The sequence below is a fragment of the Sphingomonas sp. NPDC019816 genome (genome assembly GCF_050274375.1).
Lineage (GTDB): Bacteria > Pseudomonadota > Alphaproteobacteria > Sphingomonadales > Sphingomonadaceae > Sphingomonas.
Map to the genome: position 1 here is coordinate 71,803 of NZ_JBNNOB010000002.1, position 11,251 is coordinate 83,053.

The 11,251-nt window shown below is 66.7% G+C and carries 9 protein-coding genes and 1 pseudogene; 1 reads left to right on the plus strand and 9 read right to left on the minus strand.

Annotated features, from left to right (window positions below; translation table 11 throughout):
• Nucleotides 1–3: 3 nt before the first annotated feature.
• The 6 genes from ACQKJZ_RS00705 to ACQKJZ_RS00730 all read right to left on the minus strand — a co-directional run bounded on the left by ACQKJZ_RS00705 (nucleotide 4) and on the right by ACQKJZ_RS00730 (nucleotide 7,692).
• Nucleotides 4–1,446 carry an MATE family efflux transporter gene (locus ACQKJZ_RS00705; RefSeq protein ID WP_427729624.1) on the minus strand — a complete coding sequence of 481 codons (1,443 nt, stop codon included), beginning with the start codon at nucleotides 1,444–1,446 and terminating at the stop codon, nucleotides 4–6.
• The gene (locus tag ACQKJZ_RS00710; RefSeq protein WP_427729625.1) at nucleotides 1,443–1,835 is read right to left on the minus strand and encodes a hypothetical protein; all 393 of its coding nucleotides are present in this window, start codon (nucleotides 1,833–1,835) and stop codon (nucleotides 1,443–1,445) included. The genes ACQKJZ_RS00705 and ACQKJZ_RS00710 overlap by 4 nt, the downstream gene beginning before the upstream one ends.
• A gap of 281 nt (nucleotides 1,836–2,116) precedes the next feature.
• Complete coding sequence (locus ACQKJZ_RS00715) at nucleotides 2,117–2,989, minus strand: hypothetical protein (protein ID WP_427729626.1); 873 nt, start codon at nucleotides 2,987–2,989, stop codon at nucleotides 2,117–2,119.
• A 28-nt stretch (nucleotides 2,990–3,017) separates the two neighbouring features.
• Nucleotides 3,018–5,666: an alanine--tRNA ligase gene (gene alaS / locus ACQKJZ_RS00720; protein WP_427729627.1), complete on the minus strand. Its 2,649-nt coding sequence runs from the start codon at nucleotides 5,664–5,666 to the stop codon at nucleotides 3,018–3,020.
• Between the two features lie 104 nt (nucleotides 5,667–5,770).
• Entirely contained in the window at nucleotides 5,771–6,439 is a 669-nt protein-coding gene (locus ACQKJZ_RS00725) for a phytanoyl-CoA dioxygenase family protein (protein WP_427729628.1), read from the minus strand.
• A complete protein-coding gene (locus ACQKJZ_RS00730) occupies nucleotides 6,436–7,692 on the minus strand; it encodes a M24 family metallopeptidase (RefSeq protein ID WP_427729629.1) in 1,257 nt (418 codons plus the stop codon). Before ACQKJZ_RS00730 ends, ACQKJZ_RS00725 begins: the two co-directional genes overlap by 4 nt.
• Nucleotides 7,693–7,768: 76 nt before the next feature.
• On the opposite strand from ACQKJZ_RS00730, the gene ACQKJZ_RS00735 reads away from it, so the two are divergent.
• The gene (locus ACQKJZ_RS00735) at nucleotides 7,769–9,100 is read left to right on the plus strand and encodes a dicarboxylate/amino acid:cation symporter (protein WP_427729630.1); all 1,332 of its coding nucleotides are present in this window, start codon (nucleotides 7,769–7,771) and stop codon (nucleotides 9,098–9,100) included.
• A gap of 17 nt (nucleotides 9,101–9,117) precedes the next feature.
• Here the strand turns inward: ACQKJZ_RS00735 and ACQKJZ_RS00740 are convergent, their stop codons facing one another.
• The 3 genes and pseudogenes from ACQKJZ_RS00740 to ACQKJZ_RS00750 form a co-directional block, all read right to left on the minus strand.
• Nucleotides 9,118–9,744 (minus strand): glutathione S-transferase family protein, encoded by a 627-nt coding sequence (locus tag ACQKJZ_RS00740; protein WP_427729631.1) that lies wholly within the window; start codon nucleotides 9,742–9,744, stop codon nucleotides 9,118–9,120.
• Nucleotides 9,745–9,920: 176 nt separating this feature from the next.
• Nucleotides 9,921–10,760: a class I SAM-dependent methyltransferase gene (locus ACQKJZ_RS00745; RefSeq protein ID WP_427729632.1), complete on the minus strand. Its 840-nt coding sequence runs from the start codon at nucleotides 10,758–10,760 to the stop codon at nucleotides 9,921–9,923.
• A gap of 69 nt (nucleotides 10,761–10,829) precedes the next feature.
• Nucleotides 10,830–11,251: pseudogene (locus tag ACQKJZ_RS00750) on the minus strand (recombinase RecA); the annotation flags it as partial.

Here is an 11,251-nt window from a genome sequence, read left to right on the forward strand (position 1 = left end):
GGCCTAGCCGACCGGCATGGCCTTGTTGGTCGGCTGTCCCTCCGCCAGCGCCTGTTCGTGACAATCATCGGCCTGGCTGGCCAGCTGTCCCTTGCGCCAGCCGCCATGACGGTAAAAGCCGATGGTCATCAGCATCGAGGCCAGCGACCCGGCCGGAAAGCTCCACCAGATCGCATCCGCCCCCAGCGACGGCGATAGCGCATAGGCGAGGCCGAAGCGGATCGGGAACATGGCGATCGCCAGAATGACGAGCGGCCCGACCACCGCGCCGTTCGCGCGCACGGTCGCGGCCAATACCATCGACACGCCGAACAGGATGAAGCTCCACCCCGCGATCAGGTTGATCCGGGTGGCGATGTCGATCGCCGCCGGCGCGCTGCCCAGGAACAGCCACAGCACATGCCGGTCGAGGAGCGTCACGATCAACACCAGCGCGCCCGTCAGCAACAGGTTCATGCGCAGGCCCGCCCGCGTGATGTGATCGACCCGATCCCACTGGCCCGCCCCGATATTCTGCGCCGCCATCGCGCTGACCGCGGCACCCACCGCCATCGCCGGCATCTGGATATAGGTCCAAAGCTGGTTCGCGGCGCCATAGGCGGCGGTCGTCGCGGTACCGTGCCGGTTGACCAGTCCCATCATCGCCAGCGCCGAGGTGGAGACCACCAGCATCTGGAGCCCCATCGGAAAGCCCTTGACCACGATCGTCTTCAGCAGCCCGCCGCTGGGCAGCAGATAGCGCCACTCCGCGCCGCGCAATCGCACCACCAGGTCGCGGGCATAGATGAAGCCGATCAGCCCGATCAGCGACGCGCTGTTGGCGATCAGCGTCGCCACCGCCGACCCCTGGATGCCGAGCGCGGGTATCGGCCCCAGCCCCAGGATGAAAACCGGGTTGAGGGCGACATCGAGCACCGAGCCCAGCGCCATGAACTTCAGCGGCGTGATCGAGTCGCCCACGCCGCGCAGCGCCATGGTGAAAAGGACCGAGATGAACCCCGGCGGCATGGCGATGAAGATGATCCGCAGATACGCCAGGGCGAGCGGATAGACCTCGGCCGGCGTCGCCAGCGCGCGCAATATGGCCGGGGCGGCCAGCCAGCCGACAAACACCGTCGCCACCGAGATGACGACGAACAGCCCCAGCGCACTACCCAGCACTCGCCGCGCGGCATCGACATCGCGCCGCCCCATATTCTGCCCGATGAGGATCGTCGCCGCCATGCCGAAGCCGAACGTCGCGGCGACCAGCAGGAACATGATGATGTTGGCGTTGGTCGTCGCCGCCAGCGCCCGCGCACCGAGAAACTGGCCGATCCATATCGCATTGATCGACCCGTTGAGCGATTGCAGCACGCTCGACCCCAGGGTCGGCAGGGCGAACAACAGCAAGGTCTTCCCGATCGGACCGGCGGTCAGATCGCGGCGTCCGCCGGGCGGGCTCATGGCATCGGTTCTCCTTTTGCCGCTTCGTCCTCGACGAAACATGCCATCTCTGCATATCGGAACCCGGATCCCCGATTGCCCCGACCCGTATATATGGCCTGCGGATACCCCAAAGCGAATGGTATCAGCCTCGTTGGGACCGCATCAGCGGCGAACACATTCAGCACCGTGGAAATCCCGTCGATCCGGCACGAGTGAACGACCGTCATCGCTGGAATATCCATATGGGGCAGATTGCGGAATATGCCGGGTCGATGGTCCTCCAGCCATGCGATCTGCTCCGCGCCGTGTTCCACGATCAGGACGTTCGAGCAGCACGTCTCGCTGCCCAGCCGGTTGCCCGGCCGTTCGGCATGATCCGGGATGCGCTCGGCAAGTGGCACGGCCAAGCCGGCCGCCCGCCAGCCCGACCCGATGCACGGCGGCCCGGTCACGTGGGATGGCGGTTCGTGCCCCGCCGAATGTCCCAGGATTGCGGCGTGACACCTCCAGGTCCCCCGCTGTGGAAGCAAGCGATGTCCCGTGACCACGATCAGGTCGAAAACGGGCATTGCCGAGCGGTGCGTAGCAATCCGCGTGATGGTTCCTGGCGAAGCGAGCGGCTTGGGACAGGAAGACGGGATCAGCCCTCCGAGGCCCGTCCTCCCGAAAGACATTCCGTCCGGGCGATTCATTCGATCGTTTTTGCCCGATCGATGTCCCGGACCATATTGCCGCGTTGTTGAGAGGCCAGGGCATGGGGTTGCGATCGATAAAGCCCCTCTAACAGGCCACGGTCGAACTCCGTCAGCTCCAACGGTGGCGACGCATCCTTGTTGAACAGCGTCAGGATGGTCGGCATCACCGCCCCCTCCACCGGTCGGGTCGCCGCCATGCCGCGCATGATGGCGAAGTCGGCGATCTGGTTCAGCGTCTTGCCCAACAGCGCCTTCTTTTCGATTACGACGACGGACCCCGCGATATCCTGCCGAATGGGAGTCAGCAGACGGGACGCGGCGCCCACTTTCAATTCCGACCAGTTGTCCGTCTGAAACGGCTGGTCGCCGTCACGCGACACCCTGATCGCCGCGTTCCAAGCATAGACCGGCCCCGGCGACTTGACGATCCGGCCGATCGCTTCCCGGGTCAGGTCCCCGAAAATCTGGGGCGATTGGCTGCGCAGGCGTAGCAACTGCGCCTGGGGATCGTCGGCAAACAGGATCAGGATATTGGGCCGGCAGCCATCTGGCGCCATCGGCACGCCAAGCCAATCGACGACAGCCATCATGCGGCGCAGAATTTCCTCGCCCGCCGCGCTTGGCAATCCGGCTGTCCCGATACACACCGGTTCTCGAAACCGCATCATCGGCATGTCGGATCGGATAGGGCCGATCGCCGCGTCGATCTGCTTGCGGACTTCGCGCCGCTGCGGCGTCGGACGCGCTGTCACCACCACGTGATCGCCGCCGGCCTGCTCCGCCTGCGCCGCCGTTTGCGCCGGGAGGGACGATGGCATCAGCAGTAAGGCCCAGGATAACAGGGCTATGCGTACTCGCTTGTCCATCACCGCTCTCCCGTGATCGTGGTCGTGATTACCCCGTCAGCGCGTCCCGCACCGCCTGGAGCGCCTCTGCGCCCTTGCTGCCGTCGGGGCCGCCGCCCTGGGCCATGTCGGGACGGCCGCCGCCACCCTGCCCGCCCAGCGCCGCCACCGCCTTGCGCAGCAGGTCGACCGCATTGTGCTTGGCCGTCAGGTCGTCGGTGACGCCGACCGCGACCGAGGCGCGGCCGTCATTGACCGCGACCATGACCGCGACGCCCGAGCCGCCGAGACGCTGCTTGGCATCGTCCACAGCACCGCGCAGTCCCTTGGCCTCGAAGCCGTCGAGCACCTGGCCGATGAAGGCCACGTCGCCGATCTGCTCCGGCCCGGCCGCCGCGCCCCCCGCCCCGCCGCCCATCGCGAGCGCCTTCTTGGCCTCGGCCAATTCGCGCTCCAGACGGCGGCGATCCTCGACTAGTGCGGCGATGCGCGCGGGCACCTCGTCGGGCGTGGTCTTCAGCGTGGCGGCGGCCGCTTTCAGCATCTCGTCACGGTGCGACAGGTACGCGCGCGCGCCCTCGCCGGTCAGCGCCTCGACGCGCCGCACGCCGCTCGACACCGCGCCTTCGGACACGATCTTGAACACGCCGATCTCGCCCAGCGCGTTGACATGGGTGCCGCCGCAGAGTTCGAGGCTATAGGTGCCATCGGCATCCTCGCCCATCGACACGACGCGAACCTCGTCGCCATATTTCTCACCGAACAGCGCCATCGCGCCCATTTCGATCGCCTCATCGGGCGTCATCAGGCGGGTGACGACGGGACCGTTGCCGCGCACCTGCTCGTTTACCTTCGTCTCGACCTCGGCGATGTCGTCGGCCGTCATGCCGACAGGCTGCGAGAAGTCGAAGCGCAGCCGTTCGGGCGCGACCAGCGAACCCTTCTGCGCGACATGGGTGCCCAGCCGCTGGCGCAGCGCCTCGTGCAACAGATGCGTCGCCGAGTGGTTGGCGCGGATCGCGGCGCGGCGGTTCGTATCGATCGCCAGCTTCACGCTGTCCCCGACCTTGATGCCGCCTTCCTGGATTTCGGCATTGTGGACGAAGACGCGGCCCAGTTGCTTGGACGTGTCGGTGACGACCGCCTTCAACCCGGTGTCGCTGGAAATGGCGCCGCTATCGCCGACCTGGCCGCCGCTCTCGCCATAGAAAGGCGTCTGGTTGACGATGATCGACACGGTGTCGCCCGCCGCCGCGCTCTCGACCCGCGCGCCGTCCTTGACCAGCGCGAGCACTTCGCCCTCGCCGGTGTCCGACGCATAGCCGAGAAACTCGGTCGAGCCGGTTTCCTCGGCGATGTCGAACCAAACGTCATCCGATGCCTTCGCGCCCGAGCCCTTCCAGGCGGCACGCGCGGCGCGCTTCTGTTCGGCCATGGCGGCGTCGAAGCCCGCCCGGTCGACCGACAGGTTCTGCGCGCGCAGCGCGTCTTCGGTCAGGTCATAGGGGAAGCCATAGGTGTCGTAGAGCTTGAACGCCGTCTCACCCGCCAGCGTCGCGCCGGGGGCCATGCCCGCGGTGGCTTCGTCGAGCAGCTTCAATCCCTTGTCGAGCGTCTGGCGGAAGCGGGTTTCCTCTTGGCGAAGCGTCGCTTCGATCAGCGGCTGCGCGCGGACCAGCTCGGGATAGGCCGCGCCCATCTCGGCGACCAGCGCAGGCACCAAGCGGTGCATCAACGGCTCCTTGGCGCCCAGCAGATGCGCGTGACGCATCGCCCGGCGCATGATGCGACGCAGGACATAGCCGCGCCCTTCATTGGCGGGCAGCACGCCGTCCGCCACCAGGAAGCCGGCCGAGCGCAGATGGTCGGCGATCACGCGATGCGACGCCTTCTGGCCATCCTCGGCCTTGGTGTGGGTCAGCTCGCACGAGGCGGCGATCAGCGCCTTAAAGGTGTCGGTGTCGTAATTGTCGTGCACGCCCTGCAGGACGGCGGCGATCCGCTCCAGCCCCATGCCGGTGTCGATCGACTTCTTGGGCAGTTCGCCGACAATCTCATTGGCTTCCTGCTCGAACTGCATGAAGACCAGGTTCCAGATCTCGACGAATCGATCGCCATCCTCCTCAGGGCTGCCGGGCGGGCCGCCATAGATATGGTCGCCGTGATCGTAGAAGATTTCGGAGCACGGACCGCACGGTCCGTTCTCGCCCATAGCCCAGAAATTATCCTTGGTCGGGATACGGATGATTTTGTGCTCAGGGAGTCCCGCGATCTTCTTCCACAGGTCGAACGCCTCGTCATCGGTGTGATAGACGGTGGCGGTCAGCTTGTCGGCGGGAATACCCCAGACCTTGGTCAGCAGGGTCCAGGCATGGGTGATCGCCTGTTCCTTGAAATAGTCGCCGAACGAGAAATTGCCCAGCATTTCAAAGAAGGTATGGTGCCGCGCGGTATAGCCGACATTGTCGAGATCGTTATGCTTGCCCCCGGCGCGGACGCACTTCTGCGAGCTGGTCGCGGTGGTATAGGGGCGCGACTCCAGGCCGGTGAACACGTTCTTGAACGGCACCATGCCCGCATTCACGAACATCAGCGTCGGGTCGTTCTGCGGCACGAGCGGCGCGGAGGGCACGATCTGGTGCCCTTCGCTTCCGAAATAGTCGAGAAAGCCGCGGCGGATGTCGTTGGTCGAGGTCATGGCCGCAGGGCTTAGGCGAGGTTTCGCGCGCGCTCAAGCGCCCGCGCGTTCGGCTCGCTCCGTCGCGTCGATATGCATAGCAGGGGGAAGAAAGGATGTTGGGTTCATGACGCCCTCCTCTCGCCATCAGCACCCCAGCGCAAGCCACCGGGCAAGGCGTCCGCCGACAGATCGATTTGCAAGACCCGTCGATGCCGCCCGGGCCGGGACCGGGCCGAGGCGTGGAGGATCAGCGTATGATAGAACCAGACCGATCCGACGTCGGCAAGACACATGGCTTCACCAAGGCGGGCAACGACGTCACCGATCGCCGCTTCGGGAATGAGGCCCAGCCGATGCGAGCCTGGTGAGACCAGCAACGGCGCCTTGTCGGCATCCACCGGGTCGAGGTGAAAGCGCACGGTCCGCATCCGCTCCAGCAGCGATACGGGCGGCGCAACATGCACCCGCCCCTGCTTGACGGTCCATGGCCCGAAGCCATCCGTGTCGCGACGCTCCGCGACCTCGATGGTGCGATCCTGATGCCATGCCAATGCCCAGTTCGCACCGTCCTGCTTGTCGAACAGGATGGCCCGGACGGGACGAAAGTCCGCGCCCAGAGCGGCACACATATGCCTGACAAACGAGAGCCCCTTGATCCGCGCCGGATCGATCCGCTGCCCCGGACAGCCGCTGGGCCAGTCGGCAAACAATGCAGACAACTCCGCCAGTGCCGCATCGTCGAGACGCGTCGGCGCGAGGGCGTAGCCGCGCGCGTCCAGTTCGGCGATCATCCGATCGGCGCGTCGATCGAGCGGGGCGGCTGCGAGAACCATATCGGCCCCGTCTCGGTCATGTGGAAACAATCCTCCAACCGGATGCCGAACTTGCCCGGCAGATATAGCCCCGGCTCGTTGGAGAAACACATGCCCGGTGCGAGCGGCGTCGCCTCGCCACGCACCAGATTGACCGGCTCGTGCCCGTCCATGCCGATGCCATGGCCGGTGCGATGCGACAGGCCCGGCAGGCGATAATCGGGGCCATAGCCTTGCGCGGTGTAGAAACGCCGCACCGCATCGTCGATGCTGCCCGCCGGCGCGCCGATCCGCGCCGCCCCACGCGCCACTTGCTGGCCCTTCGCGACCATATCCCAGACCTTGCGCTGCTCGGCCGTCGCGGTGCCATGAACCCAGCTGCGCGATACGTCGGACTGATAGCCCTGCACGGTGCAGCCGCAGTCCATCAGCACGACCTGCCCGTCGGCCACCCGGTGGACCTGCTTGCTGCCATGCGGATAGGCCGAGGCTTCGCCGATCAGCGCCATGCTGAATTCGGGCGCGCCGCCCAGCTTGCGGGTCGCGGCACTCATCAGCGCGCCGATCTCCGCGCCCGTCATCCCCGCCTCGACACGCGGATGGAGCCAGCGATAGGCCGCCATCGTCACATCGGTCGCCACCTGCATCAGCGCGATCTCGCCGGGCGTCTTGATCATCCGGCATCCGCGCACCACCGGATTGGCGGACACGAGGCGCGCGTCAGGCAACGCCTTTCGCAAACCGTCAAAGGCGAAGAAGCGGGCCGTTTCCTCGATCCCGACCGGCCGGCTGGCCAGCTTGCGATCACGCAGGAAGCCCGCCACGACCGCCAGCGGGTTCTGATCCTCTTGCCACACCCGCACCTCGGCCGGGACTGAGAGTGTCTCGCGAACCGAGGGTTCCTCGAAAAAGGGCGTGACGATGCACGGCTCGCCCTCAAGCGGCAGGATCGCGGCGGTCAGCCTTTCGCTCCGCCCCCAGCGCACGCCGGTGAAATAGACCATGCTCGATCCCGGCTCGATCAGCACCGCGCCGATGCCGTTCGCCTTCATCAGGCCTTGTGCGCGCGACAGCCGCCGCGCGCGTTCGGCCGCGTCGATCGGGACCGCGCCGGTGGTGATGTCGCGCAAGGCCGACAGATCGGGTTCGGCGGCGCGCAACAGGCCCGGCCGGACGAGAAGCGGCAGGGCGGCGGCCGCGATCAGCGCGCGGCGGGACAACAGGGTCTGCATGACGGGTACGATAGAATTCTTGACCTGAGCGCCGCAATGCCCTTGGCTCGCGCGCGTAATCTAAATTGGGGTATGCATGGCCAAGCGGCTGACCTTGTACATCTTCATCGGGCTGGTGCTCGGCCTGATCGTCGGCTTGGCGCTCAACCTGTCGATCGACGACGGCAGCGCCGCCGCGACCGAGCAGTTGAAGACGATCGCGGGCTATTTCGCGATCGTCACCGGGCTGTTCCTGCGGCTGATCAAGATGATCATCGCGCCGCTGGTCTTCGCGACCCTGGTCTCGGGCATCGCGCAGATGGGCGATACCAAGGCGCTGGGGCGGATCGGCATCCGCTCGCTCGCCTGGTTCCTGTCGGCCAGCCTCGTCTCGCTCAGCCTGGGCATGATCCTGGTCAACCTGCTCCAGCCGGGCGTCGGCATCAACCTGCCGCTGCCCGCCGTCACCGCCGATAGCGGCGTGGTGAAGGCCGGGTTCGACCTGCAGAAGTTCGTCACCCACCTCGTCCCCGCCTCGCTGATCGAGGCGATGGCGACCAACGAGGTGCTCCAGATCGTCATCGGATCGCTGTTCTTGGGCGTCGCGATCACGGCGGTGGGCGAGCGTGCCGCGCCTTTGGTCCGTGCGGTCGACGCGCTGGTGGCGGTGATGTTGCAGGTCACCGACTATGTGATGCGCGTCGCCCCCGTCGCGGTGTTCGCCGCGGTCGCCGGCACGCTGGCCGAGCGCGGCCCCAGCGTCATCGGCAAGCTCGCCTATTTCATGGGCAGCTTCTATCTGGGGCTGTTCCTATTGTGGCTGGTCCTGATCGGTGTCGCGACGCTGTTCATCGGCGGCAAGATCCGCGAACTGCTCGCGCATATCCGCGCGCCGCTGATCCTGGCCTTCTCGACCGCCTCGTCGGAGGCCGCTTACCCCCGCATCCTTGAGGGGCTGGACCGGTTCGGCGTGCCGCCGCGCATCGCCAGTTTCGTGCTGCCGCTGGGCTATTCGTTCAACCTCGACGGCTCGATGATGTACATGACGTTCGCGGCGCTGTTCATCGCGCAGGCCTATGGCATCGACCTGTCGATCGGGCAGCAGATCACGATGCTGCTGGTCCTGATGGTCACGTCGAAGGGGATTGCGGGCGTGCCGCGCGCCTCGCTGGTGGTGATCGCGGCGACCATGCCGATGTTCAACATTCCCGAGGCCGGCTTGCTCCTGATCCTGGCGGTCGATCATTTCCTCGACATGGGCCGCTCGGCGACCAACGTCATCGGCAATGCGGTGGCGAGCGCGGTGATCGCCAAATGGGAAGGGCCGCTCGATCCGCCCGAGCCGGTCGACGTCGCCTCGCTCAAGGCCCCGTCGGGCACGCCGGCCGAACCCGCCCCCGACAGCTTCCGCCAGATCGGGGGGCATTGATCGCCGGTCCCTAAGCCTCACGCATAGGCATAGGGACCGCCTTTCGCGAGCGCGGCCTGATAAGCGGGGCGGGCATGGATACGCTCCAGCCAGGCGATGGTGGCCGGCCGCCGTTCATCCAACCCGGCGCGCGCGCGGGCGGCCTCCAACGGGAAGCTCATGATGATGTCGGCTGCGGTCATCTGGTCGCCCGCGAACCAGGGCGACTTGGCCAGTTCGCTTTCGACATAGTCGAGATGCCGGTCGACCATCGGCTGGAACCGCTTCATCGCAGCCTTGCCCATCATCGGAATCCGACTGAGCACCAGCAACACGAACAGCGGCGGCATCAGCGACCCTTCCGCATAGTGCAGCCAGAAGCGCCAGCGCTGCATCGCTTCGCGGTGCGCCGGCGGGCCGAGGCGACCGTCGCCCTTGCCGACCAGATATTCGATGATCGCGCCGGTCTCCGCGACCACCAGCCCGTCATCCTCGATGACCGGCGATTTGCCGAGGGGGTGGACGGCGCGCAATTCGCGCGGCGCGAGCATCGTCTTGGGATCGCGCTTGTAGTGGCGAATGTCATAGGGCAGGCCAAGCTCCTCCAGCATCCAGAGGATGCGCTGGGAGCGGCTGTTTTCCAGGTGGTGGACGATGAGCGTCATGTCTGTTCCCCATTAGCGGCGGCGATAACGCACCACGGGCCGCTACGGGCCCGTCACGCCTCGCGGCGAAGTTCGGGCAGTCGCTAGGGCTGCGGCCCCCGGCGGGTTACTCCGCCACCCCTGCCGATAGGCGATGACAGGAGTCCCCCGCCCCGATCATGGGGCAAGCCCGTTTTTCAGGCCGAGCGGTTCGCCGACGCCCGCCAAATCCAGGCGGAGGCGGGCAGGACGATGCGGTCCCCGATTTGATAGGGCGCCAAAGCGATCCGCAAGGCATCGCCGATCCGCATCCGATCCGCCGGCGAAGCGGCCATGGCGCGCGCGGCCGGTCCGATACGCGACAGGAAGGACAGGGCATCCTCGATCGGATCGTCGCCCTGCCCCGCGACATAGTCGAAGGCGATCTGCGCCGCGCTGTCGGGTTGCCATCCCGCTTGTTCGAGCCAGTCCGCGACGCGATACTGGTCGGCGAACGCGAAGGGGCCTGGTGTATAGCCCGTCTCTGGTCCGGGTGAGGCACCGACGGCGGTGTCCGCAACGGTCGCAAAGGCGTTGCGTTCGCGGGCGTCAAAACAGGAAAAGACCATCGCGGCGGCGTCGCTGGCCGCAAGGCGTAACGCGCGGAAAGCCACCACCGGATCGTCGAAGAACATGACGCCGTGGCGCGAGACGAACAGGTCGAACGGCCCTTCCCCATCCGCCACGGCGATCGCATCGCCGCACAGGAAGCGGGGCCTGGCGCCCGTGACATCCCCCGCCCGGTTCCCGGCGAGCGCCACCAATTCGGGCGACAGGTCGACACCGGTGATCCGCAGGCCGGGCCGGACAGCCTGCAATGCCAGGCTGGTCGATCCCGCGCCGCTGCCGATGTCCAGCGCCTGGCCCCGGTCGGGCGCGACGCTGGCGATGGCCGCGTCGAGCGAGCGGGCGAGATCGGCAAAGCTCCGCTCCGTCCGCTGCCACTCGGCGGCCCAGACATCGCCGACCCGGCCCTGCCAATCCTGTCCGCTCGTCATTACGCCCTCCCCCGAACGCCCGCCGCCCAAAGCAAAGGGCCCGCCGTCACCGGCGAGCCCCTTTTATCGTCAGGCATCGTCCTCGGCATCGGGGCCGGTCATCATCTCCTCAGCCACCTGCTCGGTCCGCTGGCGGATCGCCCGTTCCAGGCGATCGGCCATGTCGGGGTTCTCGCGCAGATAGTTCTTGGCGTTCTCACGCCCCTGCCCGATCCGCACCGAGTCGTAGGAGAACCAGCTGCCCGACTTCTCGACCAGGCCGGCCTTGACGCCGAGGTCGAGGATCTCGCCGATCTTCGAGATGCCTTCGCCATACATGATGTCGAACTCGACCTGCTTGAACGGCGGGGCGACCTTGTTCTTCACCACCTTCACCCGCGTCGTGTTGCCGGTGATGTCCTCGCGATCCTTGATCTGGCCGGTACGGCGAATGTCGAGCCGGACCGAGGCATAGAATTTCAGCGCATTGCCGCCCGTCGTCGTCTCCGGGT

Bases quoted from the DNA above. Each gene is read 5' to 3' on its own strand.
- ACQKJZ_RS00730 (WP_427729629.1), bottom strand. From the start codon at position 7,692: ATGCAGACCCTGTTGTCCCGCCGCGCGCTGATCGCGGCCGCCGCCCTG.
- ACQKJZ_RS00735 (WP_427729630.1), top strand. From the start codon at position 7,769: ATGGCCAAGCGGCTGACCTTGTACATCTTCATCGGGCTGGTGCTCGGC.
- ACQKJZ_RS00705 (WP_427729624.1), bottom strand. From the start codon at position 1,446: ATGAGCCCGCCCGGCGGACGCCGCGATCTGACCGCCGGTCCGATCGGG.
- ACQKJZ_RS00740 (WP_427729631.1), bottom strand. From the start codon at position 9,744: ATGACGCTCATCGTCCACCACCTGGAAAACAGCCGCTCCCAGCGCATC.
- ACQKJZ_RS00725 (WP_427729628.1), bottom strand. From the start codon at position 6,439: ATGATCGCCGAACTGGACGCGCGCGGCTACGCCCTCGCGCCGACGCGT.
- ACQKJZ_RS00745 (WP_427729632.1), bottom strand. From the start codon at position 10,760: ATGACGAGCGGACAGGATTGGCAGGGCCGGGTCGGCGATGTCTGGGCC.
- ACQKJZ_RS00715 (WP_427729626.1), bottom strand. From the start codon at position 2,989: ATGGACAAGCGAGTACGCATAGCCCTGTTATCCTGGGCCTTACTGCTG.
- alaS (WP_427729627.1), bottom strand. From the start codon at position 5,666: ATGACCTCGACCAACGACATCCGCCGCGGCTTTCTCGACTATTTCGGA.